Consider the following 26418-nt stretch of genomic DNA (forward strand, 5'->3'; position numbering starts at 1 on the left):
GGTTATCCACATTTTCTGTGGATAACTTGTTTCAAAGGGAGTGAGTAACCTTAAATGAATGATTTTTGTTGCAAAAGGCGCACAAACATCGTGCGACAACTGCACTGGATTGGCGCGTGCCGTGGCCTCCATGCCAACAAGACTTTATTCACTGTTTTCGTCAGTAAAACGGACTTTTACCCGTCCTTCTTTGCTCAAGGCCACGCGTAGCGTGAGATGAACCGATAAAGTCAGAGAAATATTCATCATCACGAAAATGGCGATCATGATCAGCAATTGATACTTAATGGCAATGAGAGGTGAAGTGCCGCCTAAAATTTGACCAGTCATCATTCCGGGGAGGGTGACCAAGCCCGTTGCCGCCATCGACGCCAGCAGTGGCGCACTGGCTTTACGCAGAGCACTGCGCACAAAACCGCGCGAAGCATAAATAGGCGATGCGCCCAGTGACAGGGCTCCTTCATATTCGCTACGCCGCTCTTTATACGCCGTAAACAGGTTCTGCAAGGCGACGATGTTGCCACTCAGACTGTTGCCCAGTAGCATCCCCGCAAGGGGAATCATATATTGCGCGCTGTACCATGGCGTGGGCTGCACTACAGCCACACACAGCAGGATAATGAGAGGAAACAACCCGACGGCTAAACCCGCAATAATCGGCCCGATGAGCAGTTTAACGGGCAGCTTGGCTTTCGACACAATCGAGCTTGCGCCGACGCCAATCATTACCATCAGCCACGCTAAGTTGACCCACAGATTGTTATGGGCAAACAGATATTCCAGATAGATTCCGACCAGAAGCAGTTGTAGCGCCATTCTGGCAACTGACCACAACATCTCTTTACCGATATCCAGTTGGTGGTAGGTGTTCACAGCCAGCGGGATGGCCAGCAACATGCTGAATAGCCCTAATTGCCACCACGAAATATCGACGACACTGCTCATATTTTTCTCCTCAATTTTTTCTGTTTAATTTAGCAGGAAATGGTCCGGTTTATCAGTGATGTTCTTGAAACATAACGGCAAAGAGTTGCTAACAAATGGCTCGATATTTCGAGTGAGAAGAGAATTATTTTAATTATTTTTAGCCATTTAAATATGTGGGAAGTTAATTTTTATGATCGGTTTTCACATATTGGAAATAATATTATTTTTTCATAACTGTTCATATTCTTTAACACGATTTTTTAATTGAACACATCTCCGTTCTAACTCAAAAAAGTATTGAATAACAAGGGTTGAAAGCAGTAATTCGATTGAACCTTACTAATTTTATGGTTTAGCATTTTGCCTAATTAATAACGAACGAGTGGAAAAAAATAATTTCACTTGGTCAAAATACCTTCAATTTAAATAGGCAAATGTATGAGTGATGTTAATAAAATTGAGGGCGTCGAAAAACGCTCTCTGGAGTGGAAGTCATTCCTCTTCATCACTGTAGTTCTGTTTCCGATTTTAAGTGTCGCGTTTGTCGGCGGATATGGATTCATCGTTTGGATGCTTCAGATGTTCGTCTTTGGACCACCAGGTGCGCACGGCTAATGGTCGTTCACCCTCTCCTCTGCTCAACGACATTTTAAGAGAACGAAACATGAAATCTTTGATAGTGAAAATGTGGCGTACCATGACGCGACCAGCAGTACACATCAGTTTGGGTGTACTGACCATGGGTGGTTTTATTGCCGGGGTGATTTTCTGGGGTGGTTTCAATACCGCGCTGGAAGCCACCAACACCGAAGAGTTTTGTATTAGCTGCCATACCATGCGTGACAACGTGTATGTTGAGCTGCAAGAGACCGTGCACTGGAAGAACCATTCCGGCGTACGCGCCACTTGTCCGGATTGTCATGTACCACACGACTGGACCTCAAAAATTGCTCGTAAGATGCAGGCTTCTAAAGAGGTGTTCGCGCAAGTCTTTGGCGATCTGGGCACGCCCGAGAAATTCGAAGAGCGTCGCATTGAGTTAGCCAAGCATGAATGGGATCGCTTCTCGGCCAACAAATCCCTTGAATGTAAAAACTGTCACAACTACGACTCGATGGACTTTGAGCAAATGTCGCCAACCGCGCGCATTCAGATGAAGCAAGCGGCGGAGCGGGATCAAAGCTGTATCGATTGTCACAAAGGCATTGCGCACAACCTGCCGAAAAATATGGACAGCTCCGGAGGCCTGATTGGTGAACTGGAAGGCATGGCATCGAATACCGATTATGCCAACGGCGAAACGCTGGTCAGCGTGCGTCATCTGCCACTGTATGAAGATGTGCAAGCCCAAGTTGAAGCGGGTCTGCTCAACCCGGCATCGGAAGTGAAGGTGTTGGCTGAGCAAGGCGACATGATGCAGGTCGAAATCTCTGGCTGGCGTAAAGCGAAAGGCTTTGGCCGCGTGATTCAGGAAGATTTCGGTATGAACATCGCTGTCGGTTCACTGCTGAAAGACGCCGCGCTGTCGGATCAAATTGTGACGGTAGGCGAGAAGAAAGTCGACGACCTGACAGGTCTGCCTTGGGAACAAGTGACGGCCAAAGTGTGGATGAAGAAAGAAGCCATGCTCAACGATGTGCAGCCGGTGTGGGAAAAAGCGCGTGAAGCTTACAAAACCAACTGTTCGGTATGTCACACCCAACCGGATGAAGCGCACTTCGATGCCAACACTTGGCCGGGCATGTTCGACGGTATGCTGGCATTCGTTAACTTCGATACCGACAGTGAAGCCCTGGTACTGAAGTATCTGCAAAAACACTCTTCAGATTTTGCTGAAGGCCACCATTAATCTGCGTTTTACGGAGTAAACACGATGGCGATTACACGAAGAAGTTTTCTAAAAGGTGTGGCAACCACCAGTGCGGCGTCGATTATTGGCCCAAGCTTGCTGACACCAATCACGGCTCAGGCAGCCGAAACCACCGGTACCTGGAAAGTGTCGGGTTCACACTGGGGCGCGTTTCGCGCCCAGATCTACGGTGGCAAGGTTCAGGCAATTAAACCGCTGGAGACCGACAAACATCCGACCGATATGCTCAACGGCATTAAAGGCATTATTTACAGCCCGTCTCGTGTACGTTACCCCATGGTGCGTCTTGATTGGCTGAAAAAACATAAATACAGCGCTGAAACGCGCGGCAATAACCGTTTCATCCGTGTCACTTGGGATGAAGCGATTGACTTGTTCTACCGCGAGTTGGAACGCGTACAGAAGCAATATGGGCCTTGGGCACTGCACGCGGGTCAAACCGGTTGGAACCAAACCGGCGCGTTCCACAACTGTACGGCGATGATGCAGCGCGCGGTAGGCATGCACGGCAACTACATCACCAAAGTGGGCGACTACTCGACCGGTGCCGGCCAAACCATCATGCCTTACGTGCTGGGTTCGACTGAAGTGTATGCGCAGGGTACCTCATGGACGGAGATTCTTAAGCATTCCGACAACATCATTCTGTGGGCAAACGATCCGGTGAAAAACCTGCAAGTGGGTTGGAACTGTGAGACGCACCAATCCTTTGGCTATCTCGATCAACTGAAAGAAAAAATCGCCAAGGGCGAAGTGAATGTGGTTTCTGTCGATCCGGTGAAGAACAAAACTCAGCGTTTCCTGCAGAACGATCACCTGTACATCAACCCACAGACCGATGTGGCGTTTATGTTGGCGGTCGCGCATGTGCTGTACACCGAAGATCTCTACGACAAGAAGTTCATCAGCACTTACTGTTTGGGTTTTGATGACTTCATTCAATACGTGTTGGGGAACACCAAAGATAAGATTGAACGCACGCCGGATTGGGCAGCGAAGATTTGTGGCGTGACGCCGGAATCCATTCGCGATTTTGCCCGTATGTTGGTGAAAGGTCGCACGCAGTTGCTGTTTGGCTGGTGTATTCAGCGTCAGGAACACGGTGAACAGCCATACTGGATGGGTGCGGTGCTGGCGGCGATGATTGGTCAGATCGGCCTGCCGGGCGGCGGTATTTCGTACGGTCACCACTATTCGGGCATCGGCGTACCTTCGACCGGTTTTGCTGGCCCGGGCGGGTTCCCGCGCAACTTGGATCAAGGCGCAAAACCGAAATGGGACAACAACGATTTCAACGGTTACAGCCGCACGATTCCGGTCGCGCGCTGGATTGATGCGATTCTCGAACCGGGTAAGAAAATCAATCACAACGGCAACACCGTGACGCTGCCTGGTTTCAAAATGATGGTGATTTCGGGCAATAACCCGTGGCATCACCATCAAGATCGCAACAAGATGAAACGCGCGTTCCAGAAACTGGAAACCGTGGTCACGATTGATTTCAACTGGACGGCGACTTGTCGCTTCTCCGACATCGTGCTGCCAGCCTGTACGCAGTGGGAGCGAAACGACATTGACTCGTATGGTTCGTATTCCGGCAAAGGTTTGATTGCGATGCACCGCTTGGTGGATCCGATGTTCCAGTCGCGAACCGACTTTGAAATCATGACCGAGCTGACACGTCGTTTCGGCCGCCATGAAGAATTTACACGCGGTATGGACGAAATGGAGTGGGTACGCTCGCTCTACAACGACTGTAAAAAAGCCAACGAAGGCAAGTTTGATATGCCCGAATTCGATGAGTTCTGGGAACAGAGCGTGCTGGAATTTGGCGAAGGCAAACCGTGGGTTCGTCATGCCGATTTCCGTAAAGACCCAGAGATCAACGCCTTGGGTACGCCGTCTGGCTTTATCGAAATCACCTCTCGCAAGATTGGTCGCTACGGCTACGAACATTGTCAGGAACACCCGATGTGGTTTGAGAAAACCGAACGTTCACACGGTGGTCCGGGATCAGACAAATATCCGTTCTGGCTGCAATCTTGCCACCCGGATAAACGCCTGCACTCGCAGATGTGTGAATCGGAAGCGTTCCGTGCCACCTACGCGGTGCAAGGTCGTGAGCCGGTTTACATCAACCCGATGGATGCCAAAGCCAAAGGCATCAAAGAGGGCGACTTAGTGCGCGTGTTCAATGGTCGCGGTCAGCTACTGGCGGGCGCGGTGTTGTCGGACAGTTACCCACGCGGTGTGATTCGCATTGAAGAGGGGGCGTGGTACGGCCCGTTATCTGAGAAAGAAGGTGCGATCTGTACTTACGGTGACCCAAATACGTTAACGCTTGACCTCGGTACGTCAGAGTTGGCGCAGGCAACTTCAGCCAACACCTGTATCGTGGACTTTGAGAAGTTCACTGGCAAGGTACCGCCTGTGACGTCATTCGGTGGGCCAATCGAAGTCGCCTAAAGATGAAAGCCAGCTCATTGAGCTGGCTTTTTTACCAATGGTAAACCGCTATCGTATTTGTGCAAGATGGCGTCATATTCACCATTGGCTTTGATCGCTTCCAACCCACGATTGAACGCCTCCAGATACACCTGCGCTTTAGGATTGTCTCTCGCCACCATCACGTAAAGCGGACTTATCGAAACTGGTGGGTGGATGTAGGTAAACTCCTCGGGAGAAATGCTGTTTTCCACCATCGTCCATCGTGCCACTCGCGCATCCTCAATAAACAGATCGACGCGACCGACAAGAACCTTGCGGATGTTGGTGATGAGATCGCTGGCCGGAACGCGCTGAAACCATTTACTGGTCATAAAGTCGTCGTCGTAGGCATAGTGCTCCACGATGCCGACTGTTTTGCCCTTCAGATCTTCAAAATTGCCGAACGGTACCGGATGGTCTTTACGCGAAATCAGACTGATCTCGGTGTCCAGATAAGGGGTGGAAAAGCGCAATTGGGGTTCCCGGCTGGCGGAATACCAGGCCGCGATCACTATTTGATCCCGTCCGTGCTGAATCTCTTTAAAAGCGCGCGACCACGGGCGAATGTCCATTTCCAACTGATAACCTTGGCTGGCGTATGCGCGCTGCGCAATTTCAACCGAGATGCCGGGATAGTCTGAGGTGTCGATAATGTATGGTGGCCACACGTCCTGAACCGCATGAATAACGGGGGAGGCGAGCGCGTTGCAAGTTGCGAAAATCCAGACACCGGAGAATAAGAAACGAGTAAAGAGTGACAAGACATATTCCCAATCGAAATATATGAAGCAGAGTGTAGTCCATTTGCTCTGACGGCGGCGGATTTCCCGTATCGGATTGTGATTGCAATCACCGCCTGCTTTTTAAGCAAACGAGTCAGAGCGGTCTGCAATTCGTGACTTAGCTAACTTATGGCGTAAGCTGATAATAAGATACTCAATACGTTAAACAGATAAATATTTGAGGATGACATGACCCGGTTAACACTCCGTAATCTGAGAGATGTCGAGCTCCTGCAACCACTGGATGTCGGTGTGTCCGTGCACCACGATGAGCTCCGGTTCGATTACATTGGTCTGCACAATACGCCGCTCAGTGAACACTTTCCGCTGTGTCGCACTCAACTTGATGTAGAACCGGATGCCCGAATTCTTGGCGATGGTTTTCAAATGTTGGCGCAAACGGCGGGTACGCTCAGTCAACCGAGTGACGTAGGCCGCTGCCCGGACAATAATCTCAGCTATCGAATTTACGATGCGAATGCGCCAAAGCGCTTTTATAACTATCTGGTGGTGGAAAGCTCGAATGGCTATCTGCTGTTTGGCTTTTCTTCTTGTCACCGTTTTGCCGGGTATTTTGAGCTAAGCGAGTTTGATGGAAGTTACATTGTCACCGCGTTTGTGGATGGTGAACTGAGCGAGCCTCTATCCTGGTCGTCCAACCGCCTTGAATCGTTGGTGATGCTGGAAGGTGAATCGCTGTCGAAGCTGTATCACGATTACGTCGAATACATCCATCGGCATTACGAAAACCGTCCACATTGTCAGTCAGAGGCACCCGTGGGCTGGTGTTCTTGGTATGCCTACTATGCTGACGTGAGTGAACAGAATATTCTCGATAATGTCGATGTGATGCAGGATGAGCTGGAACACCTTGAATGGGTACTGCTCGATGATGGTTATCAGGCGTTTATGGGAGATTGGCTGACCCCGTCGGCCAAGTTCAGTGCCGGAGTGCAGTCCTTGGTGACCGAAATACGTCGCCGTGGCAAGAAGCCGGCAATCTGGATGGCGCCATTCATCGCCGAGCCGGGATCTCAGCTGTTTCGTGAACATCCGGAATGGTTTGTCCGTCACACGAACGGCACTCTGCTCAAAGCGGAAGATGTCACTTATGGTGGCTGGCGTTGCACCCCTTGGTACGTTCTCGACTGTTCTAATCCGCATGTGCAGGAACATCTGACGCGTGTGGTTCGCACCATGCGTGAAGAGTGGGGAATTGAGCTGTTTAAGCTCGATGCGAACTACTGGGGAACGCTCAAGGGCAGACGCTATCAACAAGGCGTAACGGGTGTGGAAGCGTATCGCATGGGCATGCAGGCAATCGCTGAAGGCGCTCAGGACGCTTGGCTCTTGGGGTGCAACGCGCCGATGTGGCCATCGCTCGGATTGGTGGATGCCATGCGCGTGTCTGATGACGTGGAACGTCATCCCCATCGCTTTAATCAGATCGCACGTGAGACCTTTTATCGCAGTTGGCAGCATCGCCAGCTGTGGCAGATTGATCCCGATTGTCTGACCCTCACCTCACTGCCGAATCAAGCGACTGACCGCAGTGCGTATGAGTTTCATCGCAATGTGATTCTTGCCAGCGGTGGCTTGCTGTTATCCGGCGACCCGCTGCCTGAACTGACGGCTTTCACTAAGAACAGTCTGCACAAACTGCTGGCTCGTCACAGGCAGACACAGGAAGCGGCGAAAATGACGTCGTTATCGCTGAATCGTGCTTTTTTAAAACTCAACGAAGTCAATGACCTGCACTGCCTGTTTAACTATGGCGGGGATGAATGTGAATTTACATTGATTGCCGACACACCAGTGCATTGGTATGACTTCTGGAGCGGCGAGCCGCTGAGTGAAGAGCCTTCTCAAGTGTTGATGGTGACTCTGCCCGGTGGATTATGCAGCCGGGCAATTGTGACCGCATGCTGAAGAAAAGGGGAGCTCGGCTCCCTTTTTACAGCTCGAACAGCCAGTAATAGCCGTAGCCAACCACGATGGCTGGCACTGAGGTGTAGAGCGTGGCGAACAGCGCCGCTTTGGGAGCCAGTGCGATGGCAGGGAATAATGCGTCGCCGTCGTTGGATATCGCATTCGCAAGCTGAGTCGACAGCGGCACGCTGCCAGCCAGATATAAACTGGTGATCAAAATCTGTGGACCACAGCCGGGCAACATGCCAACAACAATGCCGATTGCCGGCATCCAGATGCCCCAGTGCTGCCACTCCTGGCTTACTTCCCAGCCGGTAAAATGGTGGGCCAGTTCAAACGCCAGAAAAGCCAGGATCACCCAAGTACTGACAAAATTGGTGTCCTGCGCGGCTTTTTGTAGCGGGTGTGCCTGACGGGTTTTGCAATCCTCACTCACCGCATCCTGATACGTATCCAACTCGCGGGTTAGTGCCCACAACAACATGCTCACCACCGCCAACAACGCCCCGAGCCATTCGATCGTCAGCGCTGGCAGGCCAAGCTGCGCGTTAATATCTATCTGAAACGACTGAGCGAATGCCACCACAGAAGCGGGCAGCAACAACCATTTCCAGAATGTACCTTGTAAGTTCAGTGCAGTTTGTGACAGGGGGGCGTCTGGTGTTCTGGTTCTCTCTACCTGATCTTGGTTTGCCGCTGGGCGCATGAAATCATCATTGTGCAGCGCATTGACAATCAGGCCAGTGATACAGCCAGTGACGATACCTATGCCAATCACACCAAGCCCGGTCAGAGGTTTACTCGCCAATAGCAGAAACGCGGCATCCCCCATGGTTGCCGTCAGCACCGCGACCAGTGAACCAAAACCGACTTTACCGCTGACGAACTGGGTGGTGACGACAATCGCGCCACCGCACCCGGGCAATGCGCCGAGTAATGACGCAATCACTACCTGAAGGTTACGTGACTGATGAAATGCCACGACGAAGCGGTTCGTGCCGTTCACCCATCGGGAAAGATAGTGGTAAATCGCCAGCGTCAGTGCGACATAGGTGGAGACGGCCCAGAAGGAGTCTGACAGCGTCTGGACGGTCAGTTCACGGGTGTTATTACTCAGCAGCAACATCATTAAGGCGACGGGTAGCAACAGGCGTTTATAACCCAAGCGCAGTGGAATCCATTGCTGGGAAGCGGAAGAGAAGTCGGGCAGTTTAATTGAAAACATCATAGCCACCATGAAAATGCGAACAATTCTCATTATATGTAAATAGGAATGATTCGCAATAGGGTGGATTGCGATGAAACTCCATCTTTTTTGATTTAGCTCCATGCACAAATCATTGAGTTGAGTAGAGTGACTGCCTTTGTGAGTGATGCCCTCAATACGGGAAAAATAATAGGAAAGACAATGATTTTAGTAGTAGGTCATAAGAACCCGGACAGTGACAGTATTTGTAGTGCCTTGGTTGCCGCTGAGTTGTTGAAAGCTCGTGGTCTGGACGCGAAAGCGATTCGCCAGGGTGACATTAACCGCGAAACCCAGCACATACTTGCCTCTGCGGGGGTGGAACAACCGGAACTGCGCACCCGTGTTGCGGGTGAAAAAGTCTGGCTGGTGGATTACACCGATCTTGCGCAGGCTCCCGACGACTTAAACGAAGCTGAAATTCTGGGTATCGTCGATCACCATCGTCTGGGTGATGTGATGACCGTTAATCCACTGGAAGCATGGATTTGGCCGGTTGGTTGCACCAGTACAATTTTGTTTAACCTGTTTAAGATGGAAGACGCGACGATCAGCCAGCCAATGGCGGTACTGATGATGTCAGCGATTTTGTCAGACACTGTCGGCTTTGCATCGCCAACCTGCACCCAGAAAGACAAAGACGCCGTCGCTGAACTGGCTCCGCTGGCGGGTGTTGATGATCTCGATGGCTTTATTCGTGCGCTGCTGATTGCCAAGACGGATATTGACGGCCTGAGCGCTGCTGAACTGGTCGAAAAAGATCTGAAAGCCTATCCTTTTAATGGCCGCGATCTGGTGGTCGGTCAGGTTGAACTGGCAACCCTGGATCAGGTTAATGGCATGATTGATGCGCTGGAAGCGGATTTGCAGCGTCGCTGTGATGAAGAGCATCTGGCGTTGGCAGCGCTGATGCTGACTGACATCACCACAGCGCAAACTCGTCTACTGTTTAAAGGCGAATGGGCTGAGAAGCTGGAAAAACACTTGGTTGACGGCGAGCTGATGATGGAAAACACCCTTAGCCGCAAGAAACAGGGTTGGCCTTGGCTGCAAGGCGAACTGGCTTAATTGTTCAATTCGGGTATCATGCCCGGGTAAATTGACGGTTTGAACGCTCGCAGCCTGTTGCTGGGAGCGTTTTTATTTGGAGACCAACATGGCCAATGCATTGAGCGCGGAACAAATCGCGACCATTAATCAGTACGATCAAGAGCAGCGTTTTACTTACTGCATCAAAGAAATCGTAGCTAATCAACAGGTGTGGATTCTCAAAGATGAACACGGCTGTGTGATGCTCAATACCGAAGATGACGACTGCGTGCCTGTATGGCCAAACCGCGAGTTTGCTGAAGCATGGGCAACAGGCGACTGGGCTGAATGCGAAGCGGAAGCGATTTCACTGAATAAATGGCGTAGCCGCTGGACCAGCGGTCTGGAGCAAGACGATCTTTCTGTTGTGGTGTTTCCAAACGACAATGAGGAAGGCGTAGTACTGTTTCCTGACGAGTTTGATATGGAACTGGACAAGCAAAACGCTCGCCGCTGATTACGGCATCCAGTCATACAATTCTGATGAATGTGACATTCGGACGGCCTGCGCAAGCACGCCGTCTTTTTTGTACCGTTTTAATATCGTTTTCACGATAGGCCGTACCTGCTGCTCACTCATACCCGTTTTGAGTTCAGGCTCATAAAGCAGTTTGAGCAGAATGACATCCAGCGGTGACAGCAGATCGTCCGGTGTTTTGTCATTGAATATCGATGGGTAAGCCTTTTCAGAATCGTTGGGTAACCCCATCACTTGCGTCACTTCTTCGACCACACACGCGAGTAATTTGCCGTGACTGCGCGCCTGATCCACCGGAATAACGACAGACGCAGACACGATCTCATGAGTGCTGTTACTGATTCGATAGTTGCCGAGACACACCGCACCATAGATGTGTTTTGCTGCTGCTGCGCCCATTTCACGTCGCACATCGTTTTTCCAATCGGATTGCTGAGTGAAGACCCAAATCAGATTGGCCTCTTCACGCTTGGCAACACGCGTGACGGTGTGGCCCGTCATTGCGGCCAGATGATTAAGCTGCGCTAACGCGAGCGCTTCATGAAGATCACTATCGGAGACTTTGTGCTCGATCCAGACTTTGACGGGCTTGTTCCATTTAACCAGCGGTTTTGAACCTGCTGAATATTCGTTGCGCAGGGCAACCTGCACAAAAGCCTGCTCTACAAATGCCGGGTTTTCCCAGTTATTGGCGCTTTGTGCCAGCGGGGAAAACAGCAGGGCAGTAAGAACAGGCCAGATGCGCATTATTTAAAGCACGGCGCTTTGTTGAAGTGACTTTCTACCATACGTTGCGTGATGGGATGTTGCGGCTCAGAAAGGACTTCCAGCGTATCACCAAATTCCACGACTTCACCTTCGTGCATCACCATCACTTTATCGGTAATATGCTTGATCACGCCGATATGCTGCGACACGTAGATGAACGAAACGCCCATCTCTTCCTGCAATTCCAGAAACAAGTTAATGATCTGCGAGCGCATCGCCATATCAAGACCATTCAACGCTTCGTCTGCAATAATAATCGACGGCTGAAGAATCAGCGCGCGCGCCAGACAGACACGTTGCTTTTGACCAGTTGCCAGCATTTGCGGATAGAAATAGGCATGCTCTGGCAACAGGCCGACACGCAGCAGAGTATCTTTGACCCGCTTCATGCGCGCTTCCGGCGTCATGTTGGTGTTTCGTTTCAGTGGGCCTTCCAGAATGCGGCCAATCTGAATTCGCGGGTTCAGCGACGTATTCGGATCCTGAAAAATCATTCGAATCAGCTTACAACGAGTCGCGTAATCTTCATGTGCAAGGCGTTCACCGTTGACGCGAATCTCGCCGCTGGTGGGCTCAACCATGCCTGCCAGCATGCGTGCCAGTGTTGATTTACCCGATCCGTTCTGACCGATAAAACCAATGGTTTGGCCTGGTTCCAGCGTGAAGCTGACCGGTTTAACGGCATGCTGGACCTTTCTACGGAACAGACCGGAGCGGGTAATGAAGTCTTTGGATAAGTCTCTGACGTCTAACAGTGAATCACTCATTACTGCTGCTCCATGTTCAGCGGGAAGTGGCAGGCAAACTTATGAGTTTTCACCCAGCGGGTTTGGGGAACTTCAACACATTGACGTTGTGCGTAAGGGCAACGAGGGCCTAAGCGACATCCGATCGGCAAGTGCTGCAGCGGAGGAATCGAACCCGGCAGAGACTGCAATTTCTCTTTGTGTGGAATCCAGTCACTGAAATCCGGCATAGCACGCAGCAGCGCCACGGTATATGGGTGTTTCGGCTCGGTCATGATTTTCTGTGTATCGGCCGATTCAACCGACTGACCACAGTACATCACCGTGATGCGGTTAGCCCACTGAGTGATGGTGGTCAGGTCGTGTCCGATCAGCAGAATCGACGTGTTGTTGACCTGATTCATGCGACTCAACAGACGCAGAATTTGTGACTGAGTAATAGGGTCAAGGTCGTTGGTCGGTTCATCGGCAATCAATAGTTTTGGCTTAGCGGCAATCGCCATGGCAATCATGATTTTCTGACACTCGCCGTCGGTCAGTTCATACGGATAGCTGCCCATCACGCGGCGGTGATCTTTGATGCCGACTTTGTGAAGTAGGGCAATGGCTTGGCGTTTACGCCAGGTAAAGCGCTCCCACCAGCGGCCTTCAAACGTCCGGAACGGGATTGACTCAATCAGCTGTTTGCCCACCTCTTCCGACGGGTCAAGACAGGTTGACGGTTCCTGGAAAATCATCGCAACATCGCGGGCAATGACCCGGCGACGTTCACGTGGTGTGAGTTGCAGCAGGTCTATATTACCAAGACGCATACGGTCAGCGGTAATACGCCAGTTCTCTTTGCCCACGCCAACAATGGCCTTGGCGACCAAACTCTTACCCGAGCCTGATTCACCCACCAGACCACGGATTTCGCCTTCGTTCATGGTCATGCTCATGCGGTCAACCGCTTTCACCAGACCCTGAGGCGTATCAATCTCAATCGTGAGGTGACGAATATCGAGTAACGGCATTATTCGACTCCTGCATTTAACGCCTGACGGACACCTTCGCCCACCAGGTTAATCATTACCACGGTATACATAATTGCGATACCCGGCAGTGTTACTGTCCACGGCGCCAGATAAATCAGTTCGACTGAGTCACCCAAAATGGCGCCCCATTCGGTGCTCGGTGCTTGGGCACCCAGACCGAGAAAGCCCAGAGCCGTGATATCCAGAATCGCGATGGACAGTGCCATGGTCACTTCAGATGCAATGACCGGCAGCACGTTAGGTAAAATGGAATGCCACAACAGATACGAGTCATTTGCACCGTCGAGACGTGCGGCCATCACGTAATCTTTCTCTACTTCATTATGTACGGCAATGTAGAGCGAACGGATGAATCTTGGAATTAATGCCAGGCAAATAGCCAATAAAACGTTGAATTCACCAAAGCCGAGGAAAGCGACGAATATAATCGCTAGCAGCAGTGACGGAATAGACATCACGGTATCCAGCAGGTGGTTCAAAGTACTCGACAGCAAACCTCGGGTCATGCCTGCCAGAATGCCGATGCCGCAACCAATCACCGTCGCAATCACGGTAATGATGATTGCCGCGCCGAAAGTGAGGCGCGAACCATCAATCAGACGTGACAGAATGTCGCGTCCCAAATCGTCCGTACCAAGAAAGTATTCAACGGTGCCGGATGGATCCCATGATGGTGGAATCAGCAATTCGCCCGATTGCATGTGCGGATCGTGTGGAGTAATCCAGTACGAGGTGAGGGTGACCACCAGAATCAGAATCAGGCACCATAAGCCAAACATCGCCAGATTGTTCGCTTTGTAACTGCGCCAGAAGCGCTCGAACTGAGTCGGGATATGCTCTTCCTGATAAACGTTATTTGTTAGCATACCATTCCTTCCTTACCAGCGGGTTGATCATTGCGCCGATCAGATCTGAGAGAATATTGGCGGTAAGCACCAGTGCGCCGACCGCGATCACACCCGCTTGAATCGAAACGTAATCCTGATTGGACAATGCGTCCAACAGCCAGCGACCAATCCCCGGCCAGTTAAAAATCGACTCGGTAATGATGGCGAGCGTCAGCATGCTGGATAACTGCACCCCGAATTTAGGAATGATGGGGGGAATGGCATTACGCAGCACGTGTTGAATCACGATCTCGTAGTAGGAGAGACCTTTGATCCGCGCGGCGCGTATGTAGTTCTGGCCCATGATGTCAGCGACCGAAGCGCGCATTAGGCGAATAACTTGTGTGGTAGGTGCGAGAGCGAGAACCAGACACGGCAGAATCATGTGCTCAATCACGCTCTGCAGCGCGTAACTACGGTAAGCGCCTTCTGCCAGAAACGCGTCAATCAGAGCAAAACCTGTCACGTGTTCCACTTGGTAAAGCAGATCGTAACGGCCGGAAACCGGCAGCATTTCGTAGTGCAGCGAGAAGACCATAATCATCATCATTGCTACCCAGAACAGCGGAGCCGAATAGCCGGACATCGAAGTGAACGAAATGATGGTATCCAGCCATTTACCCTGCTTCATGCCTGCGACGGTGCCGATCGGAATACCCACCAACAATGACAAAATGAACGCAATCAAACACAGCTCAAGTGTGGCCGGGAAGACGAGAACCAGTTCATGGGCAATCGGTACCCCGTTTTTGTTCACGCCGAAGTTGAATTGCATCAGCTCGGTAATGTATTCCAGCCAGCCCTGCCAGAAGTCCTGAATTGCCCAGGGAGACTGGGGATCAAGGCGCAGCAGACTGTAGCCAACCATGGTCAGGATCAGCAGGGTGATCACGAACAGGTTAAAGCGGCGGATGGTGTAATTCAGCATTATTCCGTCACCCTCTCAACGGTATTGAATGGTTCAACATTAAACGGGCTGAGACGAAAACCAGTCAGCGTTTTGTTGTACGCTTTAAACTGCATACCGTGAGCCAAAGGAATCACAGGAAACTCCTGATTCAAAATGTTCTGTGCCTGTTTATACAGGTTGAGACGATAGCGCGGACGTTCCACTTCCAGCGCCAGATCAAGCAGGAAGTCAAAATCACTGTTACACCACATCGCCACGTTCAGTCCGGCGCGGTTGGAATCACACGACAATAACGGGCGCAGGAAGTTATCCGGATCCCCGGTATCGCCTGTCCAGCCCGTCAGGAAGAGATCGATGTGCGAACGTTCGGACAGCTCGGTGCGATCCAGTCGGTCTTCCGGAATCAAATGCAGAGTCACGCCAATATCAGCCAGATTGGATTGAATCAGCTCGGCCGTTTTACGCGGACTCGGGTTATAAGCGCGTGGCTCCAGTGGTACGGACATACTCAGTTCCAGCCCTGATTCAAAACCCGCATCGCGCAGCAACGCCATCGCGTAGTTACGATCGTAACGAACCTGAATGCTGTCTTTCTGATACGCCCAGGATGTTGGTGGCAGAATGTTGTAAGCAATACTCCCCGTGCCGTAGTAAACCGAATCAAGAATGTTCTGTCGGTTGATGGCAAAGTTAAGCGCTTTGCGCACGCGTACATCGTTCAGTGCCGGGTGCGAGGTGTTCACTGCAATAAACGCTACGTTCATTGCTGGCTTCGCGTTGAGGATAATATTTGGCTGTTTTTCGATGATTGGAATTTGACTCGAAATAGGTGAGCTGAGCACGTCACATTCGTTACGCAGCAATTTCGCCAGCGTGCCTGTCCCGCGTTGGGAAATATCAAACACCACCTGCTGCATCTTCGCTGGACCATTCCAATAGGCCGGGTGACGGCGCAGGCGGATTAAGTCGCGAATCTGGAATTCATCGAGATAAAACGGCCCCGTCCCGACCGGGTGAGTATCAATCAGTGACTTTTCGTCACGTGAAGCGAGCTTCTGGGCATACTCGTCGGATAAAATAACTGCGTGGGTGGTGGAGATGTTGGAGAGGAAACTGTTGTCAGCACGGCTCAGAGTGAATTTGACGGTGTCATCGTCCAATGCCTGCACATCAACCAGAAGGTTGGAGAAATCAATGCCAGCAAACCAAGGGTAGCTGCCGTTGCTCACGTAGTGGTAAGGGTTGGTGGTGTCGATAATGCGGCGGAAACTGAACACCACATCCTGCGCATTCATTGCACGAGTCGGCGTAAACCATTGGGTTGTCTGGAACTGAACCCCTTTACGCAGCTTGAATATGTATTCCGTTCCGCTGCTGTTTACCGTCCATTCGGTGGCCAGATTGGCAATCGGAAGATGAGTTTCAGGATCGAGTTTGAGCAGCGTGTCGTAAATCTGTGGGCTGAGAGCCTCAGAGGTGATGCCGCTATCGACGAGCTGAGGGTTAAACGTGCTCGGGCTTCCCTGACCACAGTAAACGAATCCGCTCTGGCGAATTTTGCTATGATCGATTTTCTCTCCACAACCTGCAAGCAGGCTGAGGCCGCATAATCCCAGCGTGAGTCGTAATAAAGTTTTCATATTGAAAATGAGTGTGAGAAACGAGGCAAATTCAGCGCATTTGTGCCTCAAAATCCCGCTAATTTACCATTCTTTGAGGTTTGAAACCAAGTGAAAAGGTTGATCTAACTAGCTAAATAGCCAAGGAAGTTGCGCTCATTCCTGTTGATCGTTCAGCAACTGGTATTTTCTTACCATGCCTCGAAATTGATGATAGCTCAAACCCAACAGCTGTGCGGCCTGGCGTTGGTTAAACTTTGCACTATTAAGCGCATGATTCAACAATGCCTTGTCCTGGTCTTCCTGCCACTGCTTGTAATCCATCGGTAGAGAAAACTCCGTCGCTCTGATATCGGTTGAATCAGGTTCAACTGTCTGAGCGATTGAGCTTGAGCGGCCAAACGGGTTAAACACCAGTTGATCGATGGGGAACTCTTCATTGCCGTGTTGATAGACCGCCCGCTCAATGACGTTTTTCAGTTCACGCACGTTACCCGGCCAGGCGTAGCCGAGTAATGCACTCACCGCGTGCTCGGTAAACCCGACAAACATCGGCAACGAGAGTTCTCGGCACATGCGAATCGCAAAATATTCGGCCAGCAGCAAAATATCTTCGCGGCGTTCACGCAGCGGTGGCAGATGAATGACATCAAACGCTAAACGGTCGAGCAGGTCAGCACGAAACTCGCCTTGTTCTGCCAGTTGAGGCAAATTTGCATTAGTGGCGCACACCAAACGCACGTTGGCATTTAAAACCTGGCTTCCGCCAACACGTTCGTACTGACCATATTCAATGACCCGTAACAGCTTCTCCTGCACCGCAAGCGGAGCGGTCGCCAGTTCATCGAGAAACAGTGTGCCGCCTTCTGCACGCTCAAAACGTCCCTGATGGCGACCTTTTGAGCCGGTAAAGGATCCTGATTCATGACCAAACAGCTCAGAGTCAATCAGTCCCTCGCTGAGGGTCGAGCAGTTCAACGCCACCAACGGCTGATCCCAACGTTTGGATAAATAGTGCAATCGTTGGGCGATCAGCTCTTTACCGGTTCCGCGTTCACCAATCACCAGCACAGGCCTTTCTATCGGCGCCAGGCGCGACACCTTATCCAGTACGGCGAGAAAAGCCGGAGATTCACCGATTAAATTATGCTGCATGATGCGCTCCTCGCGTTCAGTTATCGACTTGGCGAAATTTGCCAACAGTTAGCGAAATCGTTATTAGCATAGTGAAGCTTCAATCCATTAGCAATCTAAGTGACTGAAAAATAAAGAACGAAGAATTGGCACGATTATTGGAAAACTATTGACAGATAACCACGATGAACCGCGACAGGCAATTCGGAAAGTTAGCCTTGTGTGTAAACCACTTTGCCGCGTCGCGAATCTACAGTCATTAGAAGGAGCATCACCATGGGTATTTTTTCTCGTTTTGCCGATATTGTGAATTCCAACATCAGTGCTCTGCTCGATAAGGCAGAAGACCCGGAAAAAATGATTCGTCTGATCATTCAGGAAATGGAAGACACATTGGTGGAAGTTCGCACCAATTCCGCGAAAGCCATTGCTGATAAGAAAGAGCTGGCGCGCAAGGTGGATGCCATTGACCAACAAATCGAAGATTGGCAGGTCAAGGCCACATTAGCGCTGAACAAACAACGTGAAGATCTGGCACGTGCAGCCTTGATTGAGAAACAAAAATTGCAAAACCTACTCAAAGGTTTGCATACTGAGCAGACTTTGGTGGAAGAGACCATTGATAAACTCACTGGCGAAATTGCCAAGCTGGAAAGCAAAATCACAGAAACGCGCGCTAAACAACAAGCGCTGGCGATTCGCAGTCAAGCTGCCAGCAATCGCCGTGACGTGCAACGTCATCTGCACACCAGCCGCACGGATGAAGCGATGGCTAAGTTTGAGCAATATTCACGCAAGGTGGATGAGCTTGAAGCGGAAGCGGATTTGTATGCGCAATCCGGCAAAGGGAAGTCATTAGAGCAAGAGTTTGCCGAACTGCAAGCGCAGGACGAAATTGAACAAGAGTTGGCAAAGCTCAAAGAACAGATGAAACAAGACTAATAAACACCAGTTCAAGAATTTAGGAGCGAGCTATGGCCTCATTTTTCATTGCAGGACCTTTGGTTGTCTTTTTGATATTTGTGGCGCCACTCTGGCTGCTGCTGCATTACCGCAACAAACGCAAAATGGAAAACGGTCTGTCGCAGGAGGATTTCGATGCGCTGCAGTCGCTGTCACAAAAAGCCAAAGGCCTCGAAGCACGAATTGACACACTAGAGCGTATTCTGGATGCGGAATCACCAAACTGGAGACGCAACTATGAGTAGCCGAGAATTATATCGCGATCCGGTCAACGGTAAGTTGACGGGTGTGTGTGCGGGTCTGGCGAATTACTTTGGACTGGAAGTGTGGCTGGTACGCATTCTGGTGATTACAGTGGCCCTGCTTGGTGGCTTCGCTCTGGTCATCATTGCCTACCTTGCGCTGTCACTGATGTTGGAAAAACAGCCCGAACAATATCGCGATTCGTTACGCAGCCAGCAATCTCATACGCTTAAAAGCAAGCCTTGGGAGCAGGGGCAGACGGCTCAGGCGTTGCTACAAACGCTGGACCAAGACCTGACCAACGTGGAATCCCGCGTCCGTAAAATGGAGGCGTACGTGACCTCCGAGGCGTTTAAGGTCAATCGGGAATTCAGCAAACTGTAAGCGATATTCTCACTTCTGAGCGGTATTGGATGCCGCTCTCATTTCCCTGAATTTTCTGTGTCTTTTACGTAGCGATAACTCGCTGATTCGCCTATGTTTGATCTATTAATCATCATAGGTGATGAATATGCGTAAAACGATAACTTTTTTATTGGTTTCTTCTGCCTTTCTTCATGGATGCAGCAGAGAGCTCCCCCCTGTGCCTGAGCCGGATTCCCGGCCTGCTAAATTGACCACCGTGTCAGTCGGCAACAATGAATTTTCCCGTCAATTTCCTGCTACCAGTGAAGCTGGCGATCGCGCTGTACTTGCGTTTCGTGTCCCCGGACAGCTGCAGTCAATCGACGTCAATGCCGGGCAAGCGGTTAAAAAGGGTGATGTGCTGGCGCAAATCAATCCTGACGAATATGCATTGCTAGAAAAGCAAGCCAAAGCCAACTTTTTGTTGGCGGATGTGCAGTACAAGCGATATCAGAAGCTGCGTGAGGATAAGGTGGTATCAGAGCAGGATTTCGATCAGGCGCAAGCCAACCACAATTCTGCCAAAGCAACCTGGGAACAAGCTAAAGCTAATCTCAGTTACACCCAGTTGCAGGCACCCTATGACGGCACTATCTCCATCATTCCTGCGGAAAACTTCGAGTACGTTGCGGCAAAACAGGGTGTGATGAACATTCAGACCAATCAGATTCTGAAAGTGATTTTCTTGTTGCCAGACCACTTGCTCAACCGTTTTGCGCGAGGTGATGGCAATGATGTGCAGGCAACCATGGTCTTCGATTCCTTCCCCGATATGACTTTTCCCCTCCAGTTTCAGGAAATTGATACCGAAGCTGACCCTCAAACGGGGTCCTACAAAGTGACCATGGCAATGGAACGTCCCGCCGATGTTGGCATTTTGCCGGGGATGGCGGGCACGGTCAGAGCGTCGGTCGCAAAAGGCAGTGCTTCAACCGTGCCGCTGACTGCGCTGTTTGAACAAGACGGAAAACAGTTTGTCTGGCGCGTGGATAACGAGGGCATTGTCAGTCAGGTGCCAGTGGAGCTGAACGATAAACGTCAGGTATTAAGCGGGCTCAACGATGGCGATCGTATTGTCATTTCAGGCGTGAGCAGCATTCAGGCGGGCATCAAAGTTCGTGAATGGGTCAAAGAGCGGGGGCTATAACATGAAACAGTGGCAAACCTATCTTATGACTTCGCTGGTGTTACTCGCTGGCTGTGGGCATCCTGACTCTTCGCCGCGCGACATGACTCCCAAAGTCAAAGTCACCAATCTCGGAAATAGCAGCAAGGACAGCCTTTATTTCCCTGCGGTGGCGAATGCGGCAGAGCGTTCGCATCTTAGTTTTCGGGTGAATGGCGAAATTCGTAAAATCAATGTGAAGGAAGGGGATCGAGTGAAGGCGGGCGATGTGATTGCCGAGTTGGACCCGACCGATTACCAGCTAAATGTGGATAATGCCCAAGCGCGCTATTCGGTGATTGACAGTCAGTATCGCCGCTCCAGTCCGTTGGTGGAGAAAGGCTTACTAGCCAAGTCGCAGTTTGATGAAATTGCGGCTCAGCGCCAAATCGCGATGGCAGAGCTCGAACTGGCCAAACTGCGTTTGTCGTTTACTCAACTCAAAGCACCAGTAGAAGGGATCATTTCTCGCGTTAATGTCGATCAGTTTGAAAACGTTCAGGTGGGGCAGCAAGTGGTCAATATCCACAGCCTCGACAATATCGAAGTGCTGATTCAACTGCCTGATCGTTACCATGCGACTCAACCGACTACCAAAGAACTGTCAAAGATTCGGGCGCTGGTCAGAGTGCCAAGCGGTAATGAATATGAAGCTCAGGTCAAAGAGTTTACTACCGAGCCGGATCCTTCAACGGGCACGTTCACTGTCACGTTGACACTGCCGATGCCAGAAAATGAATTGATTCTGGATGGAATGGCGGTAGAAGTCACGGCAAAACAAGGGGTTGAACATTTAAATCCGACCGGCACCGCAGTGGTTCCGGTGGAAGCCGTTTTTAATGGCGACGGAGATGAGCTGAATCGCACGCAAAAATTTGTCTGGGTTCTGAATGCAGACAACAGCGTGTCGAAGCATTTAGTACGCCTGGGTAACGCTTCTAAAACTCAGGTACAAATTGTTGAAGGGATTACGGCTGAGGATTCGGTAGTGGTGGCGGGGCTTTCCCGATTGCGTGACGGAATGACTGTGAGTGTGGTGAAGGAGATGGCCCATGAGTGAGCAAAATAGCAAGCCGCAAACCGATGATGAAATTCAAGGCGTGGCCGCTTACTTCATCAGAAATCGGGTGATCAGTTGGATGGTGTCGCTGATTTTTCTGATTGGCGGCACCGCTGCATTCTTCAATCTTGGCAGACTCGAAGACCCGGCATTCACCATCAAAGATGCGATGGTGGTGACGTCCTATCCGGGGGCAACACCGCAGCAGGTCGAAGAAGAGGTAACCTATCCGCTGGAAAAAGCGATTCAACAATTAACGTATGTTGATGAGGTGAACTCGATATCCAGCCGTGGCCTGTCACAAATCACCGTGACGATGAAAAACAAATATGGCCCGGACGACCTGCCTCAAATCTGGGACGAACTGCGCCGCAAGGTCAACGATCTGAATGGCTCGTTTCCCCCCGGCGTAAATATGCCTCAGGTCATTGATGATTTTGGCGATGTGTACGGCATCTTGCTCGCCGTGACTGGGGATGGATACAGCTATAAGGAGCTGCTGGATTACGTCGATTATCTGCGCCGAGAGCTGGAACTGATTGATGGTGTCAGCAAAGTCTCGGTCTCCGGGCAGCAGCAACAACAGGTATTCATTGAAATTTCCATGAAACGCATCAGCGCGCTGGGGATTTCACCGCAGACGGTATTCAATCTGCTGTCGACGCAAAATGTAGTGTCGGATGCCGGGGCAATCCGCATCGGCAGCGAGTACATTCGTATTCATCCGACAGGCGAGTTTGACGATGTGGATAAACTGGGCGATCTGATCCTCAATGAAGGTGGTTCGAAGGGGCTGATTTACCTGCGTGATGTCGCCGAAGTGAAACGCGGTTATGTGGAAGTGCCGAGCAATATCATCAACTTCAACGGCAAACTGGCGCTCAACGTCGGGGTGTCGTTTGCCCAGGGGGTCAACGTTGTTGAAGTGGGGGAGCGCTTTGATCGCCGCTTGGCGGAACTCAAGTATCAGCAACCCGTCGGCATTGATATTTCTGCCATCTACAGCCAGCCGCAAGAAGTAGATAAATCCGTCAGCGGGTTTGTGGTCAGCCTTGGTCAGGCGGTGGCTATCGTTATCATTGTGCTGTTGTTCTTTATGGGACTGCGTTCCGGACTCCTGATCGGCTTGATATTGCTGCTGACGGTGCTGGGTACCTTTATCTTTATGCAGTATTTCAAAATCGACCTGCAACGAATCTCGTTGGGGGCGTTGGTTATTGCTCTCGGGATGCTGGTGGACAATGCGATAGTGGTGGTGGAAGGCATATTGATTGGCACCCAAAAAGGCCGAACGCGATTGCAGGCTGCCACCGACATTGTAACGCAGACCAAGTGGCCGCTGCTTGGTGCGACGGTGATTGCCGTTACCGCCTTTGCTCCGATTGGTTTGTCACAAGATTCGACCGGTGAGTATTGTGGCACGCTGTTTACTGTACTGCTTATCTCACTCATGCTCAGCTGGTTTACTGCGATCTCACTGACCCCATTCTTTGCTGACATTTTTTTCCGTGGTCAGAAAGTCGCGCAAAGTGATAGCGGCGAAGAAACGGATCCCTATAAAGGTATGCTGTTTGTCGTCTACAAATCATTTCTTGAGTTTTGTATGAAACGCGCCTGGATGACCATGATTGTGCTGGTGATTGGTCTGGTGGTGAGTCTCTACGGCTTTACCAAGGTAAAACAGGCGTTTTTCCCGTCATCAACCACACCTATGTTTATGGTGGATGTGTGGATGCCGGAAGGGACGGACATTCGCGCGACCAACGATAAGTTACAGGAATTGGAGCATTGGCTGGCGAAACAGGAGGAAGCGGACACGGTTACCACAACTGCCGGTAAAGGGTTGCAGCGTTTCATGCTGACTTATTCTCCGGAAAAAAGTTATGCCGCCTACGGTGAGATCACCACGCGGGCGAAAAGCTACGACAGTTTAGCGCCGTTGATGGAGCGTTTTCGCGAGCATCTGGATGCCAGTTATCCAGAAATTAACTACAAGCTGAAACAGATTGAATTGGGCCCTGGCGGTGGCGCTAAGATTGAAGCGCGTTTGGTCGGCTCTGATCCGACGGTGCTACGAGGTATCGCGGCGCAAGTCATGGACATCATGTACGCCGATCCTGGTGCGTACAACGTTCGTCACGACTGGCGTGAACGCACCAAAGTGCTGGAGCCGCAGTTTAACGAAAGTCAGGCCAGACGTTACGGCATTACCAAATCGGATGTGGATGAGTTTCTGGCGATGTCGTTTTCGGGCAAAACCATTGGTGTTTATCGCGATGGTACGACGCTTATGCCGATTGTCGCGCGCCTGCCGGAAGCCGAGCGTATCGATATTCGTAATATCGAAGGGATGAAGATCTGGAGCCCGGCGCTGAGTGAGTACATTCCGCTGCAACAAGTCACCTTGGGCTATGAAATGTTGTGGGAAGATCCGCTGGTGGTACGTAAAAATCGTAAGCGCATTTTGACCGTGATGGCGGATCCGGATCTGCTGGGTGAAGAGACCGCCGCTACTTTGCAAAAACGTCTGCAACCACAGATTGAGGCGATTGCACTGCCACCGGGCTATTCGCTGGAATGGGGCGGGGAATATGAATCGTCTCACGATGCACAGGAATCGCTGTTTCAGACCATGCCGATGGGTTATCTGTTCATGTTCTTAATCACCGTTTTCCTGTTCAATTCTGTCAAAGAGCCGCTGATTGTGTGGCTGACGGTACCGCTGGCGGTGATCGGGGTAACCACAGGGTTGCTGGCCCTCAATACGCCGTTTGGCTTTATGGCACTGCTGGGCTTTCTCAGCTTGTCAGGAATGCTGCTGAAAAACGGCATCGTGCTGCTGGATCAGATCGAGATTGAAATGCACTCGGGCAAAGACCCGTATCTGGCGGTGGTTGATGCGTCGCTCAGTCGTGTGCGTCCGGTATGCATGGCGGCCATCACTACGATTCTGGGTATGATTCCGTTGTTGCCGGATATCTTCTTCCGCCCGATGGCCGTCACCATCATGTTTGGTCTTGGTTTTGCGACCGTATTGACACTGATCGTGGTTCCGGTGTTGTACAGATTGTTCCACCATGTCAAAGTACCTGCTTGATGAAAGGTAATCCAAACGGCCTCTTCGGAAGCCGTTTTTGTCAGTGGCAGAAGGATAACAATGACAACACAAGATACTACCTGCGCGTGGGCGATGAACCATCCACTCGAACGTGAATATCACGATGCAGAATGGGGCAAGCCAGTGCACGATGATAAAACGCTGTTTGAATTTCTCACTTTGGAAGGGGCGCAAGCCGGGCTCAGTTGGATTACCATTTTGCGTAAGCGCGAAGGCTACCGTCAGGCGTTTGAAGATTATGATATTGCCAAACTGGCGCAGTACGACGAAGCGCGAGTGGAAGCTATCATCGCTGGTTATGATGTGGTTAAACATCGCGGCAAAATTGCATCGGTGTTTTCTAACGCTCGGGCAACGTTAGCACTGCAAGAGGAGTTTGGTTCTTTGGATGCCGCGTTGTGGCAGTTTGTTGATGGTAAACCCCAAGTTAATCACTGGGCAGAAATGAGCCAGGTACCGGTGTCGACAGAAGAATCCAAAGCAATGAGCAAGTTTTTGAAAAAGCGCGGCTTTAAGTTTGTGGGTGAAACTATCTGTTATTCATTCATGCAGGCGATGGGGCTGGTGAACGACCATCTGCAAGGATGTCCAAAAAAATGAGGGAGTTTTGCTCCCTCATTCTCTTATGTGGTTAGCGGTTTTGCGCTTCAATCTCTTCAATGGCGCCTAATGCAAGTGTGCCATAGGTAAAAGAAGGGCCGCCCCCCATCAGAACGGCGACGTTGATGACTTCAACCAATTGAGCTTTGGTGGCGCCAGCTTTGAGTGAAGCGGCGACGTGAGCGGCGATACAACCATCGCAGCGAGCAGCAATGCCAATTGCCAACGCAATCATCTCTTTGGTTTTTACATCCAGTTCGCCCGGAGACATCGCGGCTTTATGCAGCTGCATGAAGGCGGAGAGGGTATCCGGGCTTTGTTGTTTAAAGCTGCGGCCAAGAGTGTTCTGATCTTTGAGAATGTCGCTGTAGGATTTCATGTTATCAACCATAAACTAAAGTAGTTATTGCTAATATAATGATTCAAATTAAAATATCAAGCCGAATTGTTTCCTTTTATTTTTTAGACGGTTAAGCTGTTGCGCACTATGAACATGGCTTGTTTTCAGCAAACCTATCCGTTTCATTAAACGCTACTCATGAGGTTCGTTCTGTTGCATTGTTTACGTCGCCGACAACTTGCGCCGTTTGCCCTGATGTTGATCGTCTGGGTCGTGGTGCTGTGTGCGACGAAAAATATGGGGCTGACTTTTGCCTGTCCTTATGCCCAAGTAAGCGAACACTCTGTTGAGTGGCAGGCTGCCCAGCCTGCGCCAACCGATACCGAACAACTCAAGCAAACCAGTTCTGCCTGCCATCTCTCCGGTAAGTTGCTGCAACATCATCTCAATCACCTGATTGACCTGTTTATCCCCCTGATCACGCTGGTTCTGCTCGTACTCGCAGCAAAGCCATTGTCTTGGTCATTGATCCCCAGATTCAGAGATCCCAAGGTGCCGAAACGGCGCCCTCATTTGCAATTGTGCGTTTTCCGAGAATGAGTTGAACGTTCACATCCG

Annotated in this window: 25 protein-coding genes; 14 read left to right on the forward strand and 11 right to left on the reverse strand. The window is 50.8% G+C overall.

Features of this window, described 5'->3' with window-relative positions; genetic code table 11:
- Positions 1-144 precede the first annotated feature (144 nt).
- The gene (locus tag DYA43_RS05865) at positions 145-945 is read right to left on the reverse strand and encodes an ABC transporter permease (RefSeq protein WP_061056418.1); all 801 of its coding nucleotides are present in this window, start codon (positions 943-945) and stop codon (positions 145-147) included.
- Positions 946-1365: 420 nt separating this feature from the next.
- Here DYA43_RS05865 and torE point away from each other — a divergent pair, with 420 nt between their 5' ends.
- From torE to torA, 3 genes are read left to right on the forward strand one after another with little or no spacing between them, the layout of a single operon-like run.
- Positions 1366-1542, forward strand: a complete 177-nt coding sequence (gene torE / locus DYA43_RS05870; RefSeq protein WP_020330260.1) for a trimethylamine N-oxide reductase system protein TorE — start codon at positions 1366-1368, stop codon at positions 1540-1542.
- Between the two features lie 49 nt (positions 1543-1591).
- Positions 1592-2776, forward strand: coding sequence for a pentaheme c-type cytochrome TorC (gene torC / locus DYA43_RS05875; protein ID WP_020330261.1), 1185 nt, complete (start codon positions 1592-1594; stop codon positions 2774-2776).
- Between the two features lie 24 nt (positions 2777-2800).
- A complete protein-coding gene (gene torA, locus DYA43_RS05880; RefSeq protein ID WP_061056419.1) occupies positions 2801-5263 on the forward strand; it encodes a trimethylamine-N-oxide reductase TorA in 2463 nt (820 codons plus the stop codon).
- Positions 5264-5277: 14 nt separating this feature from the next.
- On the opposite strand, the gene DYA43_RS05885 is transcribed toward torA, so the two are convergent.
- The gene (locus DYA43_RS05885; RefSeq protein ID WP_225869433.1) at positions 5278-5952 is read right to left on the reverse strand and encodes a substrate-binding periplasmic protein; all 675 of its coding nucleotides are present in this window, start codon (positions 5950-5952) and stop codon (positions 5278-5280) included.
- 303 nt (positions 5953-6255) lie between these two features.
- On the opposite strand from DYA43_RS05885, the gene DYA43_RS05890 reads away from it, so the two are divergent.
- Positions 6256-7995 (forward strand): glycoside hydrolase family 36 protein, encoded by a 1740-nt coding sequence (locus tag DYA43_RS05890; protein WP_061056420.1) that lies wholly within the window; start codon positions 6256-6258, stop codon positions 7993-7995.
- 25 nt (positions 7996-8020) lie between these two features.
- Here DYA43_RS05890 and DYA43_RS05895 read toward each other — a convergent pair whose 3' ends face one another.
- Positions 8021-9220: a putative manganese transporter gene (locus DYA43_RS05895; protein WP_061057207.1), complete on the reverse strand. Its 1200-nt coding sequence runs from the start codon at positions 9218-9220 to the stop codon at positions 8021-8023.
- A 183-nt stretch (positions 9221-9403) separates the two neighbouring features.
- Here DYA43_RS05895 and DYA43_RS05900 point away from each other — a divergent pair, with 183 nt between their 5' ends.
- On the forward strand, positions 9404-10309 hold the full coding sequence (locus tag DYA43_RS05900) for a manganese-dependent inorganic pyrophosphatase (protein ID WP_061056421.1): 906 nt from the start codon (positions 9404-9406) through the stop codon (positions 10307-10309).
- Between the two features lie 88 nt (positions 10310-10397).
- On the forward strand, positions 10398-10787 hold the full coding sequence (locus DYA43_RS05905; RefSeq protein WP_020428667.1) for a DUF2750 domain-containing protein: 390 nt from the start codon (positions 10398-10400) through the stop codon (positions 10785-10787).
- On the opposite strand, the gene DYA43_RS05910 is transcribed toward DYA43_RS05905, so the two are convergent.
- The 7 genes from DYA43_RS05910 to pspF all read right to left on the reverse strand — a co-directional run bounded on the left by DYA43_RS05910 (position 10788) and on the right by pspF (position 17927).
- On the reverse strand, positions 10788-11555 hold the full coding sequence (locus tag DYA43_RS05910) for a DUF2927 domain-containing protein (RefSeq protein ID WP_061056422.1): 768 nt from the start codon (positions 11553-11555) through the stop codon (positions 10788-10790). It abuts the gene before it with no gap.
- Positions 11555-12343: a peptide ABC transporter ATP-binding protein gene (locus DYA43_RS05915; RefSeq protein ID WP_061056423.1), complete on the reverse strand. Its 789-nt coding sequence runs from the start codon at positions 12341-12343 to the stop codon at positions 11555-11557. Before DYA43_RS05915 ends, DYA43_RS05910 begins: the two co-directional genes overlap by 1 nt.
- On the reverse strand, positions 12343-13335 hold the full coding sequence (locus tag DYA43_RS05920) for a peptide ABC transporter ATP-binding protein (protein ID WP_020330273.1): 993 nt from the start codon (positions 13333-13335) through the stop codon (positions 12343-12345). Before DYA43_RS05920 ends, DYA43_RS05915 begins: the two co-directional genes overlap by 1 nt.
- Positions 13335-14222 carry an ABC transporter permease subunit gene (locus DYA43_RS05925; RefSeq protein WP_020428661.1) on the reverse strand — a complete coding sequence of 296 codons (888 nt, stop codon included), beginning with the start codon at positions 14220-14222 and terminating at the stop codon, positions 13335-13337. The genes DYA43_RS05920 and DYA43_RS05925 overlap by 1 nt, the downstream gene beginning before the upstream one ends.
- The gene (locus DYA43_RS05930; RefSeq protein ID WP_020330276.1) at positions 14209-15171 is read right to left on the reverse strand and encodes an ABC transporter permease; all 963 of its coding nucleotides are present in this window, start codon (positions 15169-15171) and stop codon (positions 14209-14211) included. The genes DYA43_RS05925 and DYA43_RS05930 overlap by 14 nt, the downstream gene beginning before the upstream one ends.
- Positions 15171-16793, reverse strand: a complete 1623-nt coding sequence (gene sapA / locus DYA43_RS05935) for an ABC transporter substrate-binding protein SapA (protein WP_020330277.1) — start codon at positions 16791-16793, stop codon at positions 15171-15173. Before sapA ends, DYA43_RS05930 begins: the two co-directional genes overlap by 1 nt.
- 135 nt (positions 16794-16928) lie before the next feature.
- Positions 16929-17927: a phage shock protein operon transcriptional activator gene (gene pspF / locus DYA43_RS05940; RefSeq protein WP_061056424.1), complete on the reverse strand. Its 999-nt coding sequence runs from the start codon at positions 17925-17927 to the stop codon at positions 16929-16931.
- A gap of 255 nt (positions 17928-18182) precedes the next feature.
- Here pspF and pspA point away from each other — a divergent pair, with 255 nt between their 5' ends.
- From pspA to DYA43_RS05975, 7 genes are all read left to right on the forward strand, one after another.
- Positions 18183-18848, forward strand: a complete 666-nt coding sequence (gene pspA / locus DYA43_RS05945) for a phage shock protein PspA (RefSeq protein ID WP_024373996.1) — start codon at positions 18183-18185, stop codon at positions 18846-18848.
- A 32-nt stretch (positions 18849-18880) separates the two neighbouring features.
- Positions 18881-19114 carry an envelope stress response membrane protein PspB gene (gene pspB, locus DYA43_RS05950; RefSeq protein WP_020330281.1) on the forward strand — a complete coding sequence of 78 codons (234 nt, stop codon included), beginning with the start codon at positions 18881-18883 and terminating at the stop codon, positions 19112-19114.
- Entirely contained in the window at positions 19107-19496 is a 390-nt protein-coding gene (pspC, locus tag DYA43_RS05955) for an envelope stress response membrane protein PspC (protein ID WP_020330282.1), read from the forward strand. The genes pspB and pspC overlap by 8 nt, the downstream gene beginning before the upstream one ends.
- Positions 19497-19623: 127 nt before the next feature.
- Positions 19624-20664, forward strand: coding sequence for an efflux RND transporter periplasmic adaptor subunit (locus DYA43_RS05960; protein WP_061056425.1), 1041 nt, complete (start codon positions 19624-19626; stop codon positions 20662-20664).
- A gap of 1 nt (position 20665) precedes the next feature.
- Positions 20666-21742 (forward strand): efflux RND transporter periplasmic adaptor subunit, encoded by a 1077-nt coding sequence (locus tag DYA43_RS05965; RefSeq protein ID WP_020428654.1) that lies wholly within the window; start codon positions 20666-20668, stop codon positions 21740-21742.
- Entirely contained in the window at positions 21735-24839 is a 3105-nt protein-coding gene (locus tag DYA43_RS05970; RefSeq protein ID WP_061056426.1) for an efflux RND transporter permease subunit, read from the forward strand. The genes DYA43_RS05965 and DYA43_RS05970 overlap by 8 nt, the downstream gene beginning before the upstream one ends.
- Positions 24840-24899: 60 nt before the next feature.
- Complete coding sequence (locus tag DYA43_RS05975; protein ID WP_020330289.1) at positions 24900-25460, forward strand: DNA-3-methyladenine glycosylase I; 561 nt, start codon at positions 24900-24902, stop codon at positions 25458-25460.
- Between the two features lie 31 nt (positions 25461-25491).
- Here the strand turns inward: DYA43_RS05975 and DYA43_RS05980 are convergent, their stop codons facing one another.
- Complete coding sequence (locus tag DYA43_RS05980) at positions 25492-25839, reverse strand: carboxymuconolactone decarboxylase family protein (RefSeq protein WP_020330290.1); 348 nt, start codon at positions 25837-25839, stop codon at positions 25492-25494.
- A gap of 174 nt (positions 25840-26013) precedes the next feature.
- On the opposite strand from DYA43_RS05980, the gene DYA43_RS22915 reads away from it, so the two are divergent.
- Positions 26014-26400, forward strand: coding sequence for a hypothetical protein (locus DYA43_RS22915; RefSeq protein ID WP_020428648.1), 387 nt, complete (start codon positions 26014-26016; stop codon positions 26398-26400).
- The last annotated feature ends 18 nt before the right edge of the window (positions 26401-26418 follow it).

The organism is Vibrio fluvialis (genome assembly GCF_900460245.1).
Taxonomy (GTDB): Bacteria; Pseudomonadota; Gammaproteobacteria; order Enterobacterales; family Vibrionaceae; genus Vibrio; species Vibrio fluvialis.

Bases quoted from the DNA above. Each gene is read 5' to 3' on its own strand.
- DYA43_RS05865 (WP_061056418.1), bottom strand. From the start codon at position 945: ATGAGCAGTGTCGTCGATATTTCGTGGTGGCAATTAGGGCTATTCAGC.
- torE (WP_020330260.1), top strand. From the start codon at position 1,366: ATGAGTGATGTTAATAAAATTGAGGGCGTCGAAAAACGCTCTCTGGAG.
- torC (WP_020330261.1), top strand. From the start codon at position 1,592: ATGAAATCTTTGATAGTGAAAATGTGGCGTACCATGACGCGACCAGCA.
- torA (WP_061056419.1), top strand. From the start codon at position 2,801: ATGGCGATTACACGAAGAAGTTTTCTAAAAGGTGTGGCAACCACCAGT.
- DYA43_RS05890 (WP_061056420.1), top strand. From the start codon at position 6,256: ATGACCCGGTTAACACTCCGTAATCTGAGAGATGTCGAGCTCCTGCAA.
- DYA43_RS05895 (WP_061057207.1), bottom strand. From the start codon at position 9,220: ATGTTTTCAATTAAACTGCCCGACTTCTCTTCCGCTTCCCAGCAATGG.
- DYA43_RS05900 (WP_061056421.1), top strand. From the start codon at position 9,404: ATGATTTTAGTAGTAGGTCATAAGAACCCGGACAGTGACAGTATTTGT.
- DYA43_RS05905 (WP_020428667.1), top strand. From the start codon at position 10,398: ATGGCCAATGCATTGAGCGCGGAACAAATCGCGACCATTAATCAGTAC.
- DYA43_RS05910 (WP_061056422.1), bottom strand. From the start codon at position 11,555: ATGCGCATCTGGCCTGTTCTTACTGCCCTGCTGTTTTCCCCGCTGGCA.
- DYA43_RS05915 (WP_061056423.1), bottom strand. From the start codon at position 12,343: ATGAGTGATTCACTGTTAGACGTCAGAGACTTATCCAAAGACTTCATT.
- DYA43_RS05920 (WP_020330273.1), bottom strand. From the start codon at position 13,335: ATGCCGTTACTCGATATTCGTCACCTCACGATTGAGATTGATACGCCT.
- DYA43_RS05925 (WP_020428661.1), bottom strand. From the start codon at position 14,222: ATGCTAACAAATAACGTTTATCAGGAAGAGCATATCCCGACTCAGTTC.
- DYA43_RS05930 (WP_020330276.1), bottom strand. From the start codon at position 15,171: ATGCTGAATTACACCATCCGCCGCTTTAACCTGTTCGTGATCACCCTG.
- sapA (WP_020330277.1), bottom strand. From the start codon at position 16,793: ATGAAAACTTTATTACGACTCACGCTGGGATTATGCGGCCTCAGCCTG.
- pspF (WP_061056424.1), bottom strand. From the start codon at position 17,927: ATGCAGCATAATTTAATCGGTGAATCTCCGGCTTTTCTCGCCGTACTG.
- pspA (WP_024373996.1), top strand. From the start codon at position 18,183: ATGGGTATTTTTTCTCGTTTTGCCGATATTGTGAATTCCAACATCAGT.
- pspB (WP_020330281.1), top strand. From the start codon at position 18,881: ATGGCCTCATTTTTCATTGCAGGACCTTTGGTTGTCTTTTTGATATTT.
- pspC (WP_020330282.1), top strand. From the start codon at position 19,107: ATGAGTAGCCGAGAATTATATCGCGATCCGGTCAACGGTAAGTTGACG.
- DYA43_RS05960 (WP_061056425.1), top strand. From the start codon at position 19,624: ATGCGTAAAACGATAACTTTTTTATTGGTTTCTTCTGCCTTTCTTCAT.
- DYA43_RS05965 (WP_020428654.1), top strand. From the start codon at position 20,666: ATGAAACAGTGGCAAACCTATCTTATGACTTCGCTGGTGTTACTCGCT.
- DYA43_RS05970 (WP_061056426.1), top strand. From the start codon at position 21,735: ATGAGTGAGCAAAATAGCAAGCCGCAAACCGATGATGAAATTCAAGGC.
- DYA43_RS05975 (WP_020330289.1), top strand. From the start codon at position 24,900: ATGACAACACAAGATACTACCTGCGCGTGGGCGATGAACCATCCACTC.
- DYA43_RS05980 (WP_020330290.1), bottom strand. From the start codon at position 25,839: ATGAAATCCTACAGCGACATTCTCAAAGATCAGAACACTCTTGGCCGC.